This is a genomic window from Streptomyces sp. BE20 (genome assembly GCF_036322525.1).
Lineage (GTDB): Bacteria > Actinomycetota > Actinomycetes > Streptomycetales > Streptomycetaceae > Kitasatospora.
In genome coordinates, this window is sequence record NZ_JAQYWW010001168.1 from 1 (window position 1) to 373 (window position 373).

Genomic DNA, 373 nt, shown 5'->3' on the forward strand with positions numbered 1-373 from the left:
CGACGGACCGTTGTCCGCCGCCACCGACAGATCACCCCACCCACCCGACGGCTCCAACCACCGCACCACATCCGCCACCGGCGCCCCCACCGACAACATCCCACCGTCACCCACGAGATCCACCAACGCCCCGGAACGCGCAGCAACCACCCGCGCCCCGTCCTCCACCGTGAGCGCCCCCGCCACCACCGCGGCCACCACCTCACCCTGCGAATGACCCACCACCGCGGCAGGAACCACCCCGAACGACTCCCACCACGCCGTGAGCGCCACACCCACCGCCCACAGCACCGGCTGCACCACCTCCACCCGCGCCAACCAGTCGTCCCCGCCCCGCAGCACCGCCTCCACCGAGAACCCCGTCAACGGCAAC

1 protein-coding gene is annotated in these 373 nt (G+C 72.4%); it reads right to left on the minus strand.

Annotated features, from left to right (window positions below; all coding sequences use genetic code 11):
* The coding region (locus PUR61_RS36755) for an acyltransferase domain-containing protein (RefSeq protein WP_329883904.1) at positions 1–373 on the minus strand (373 nt) is incomplete at both ends.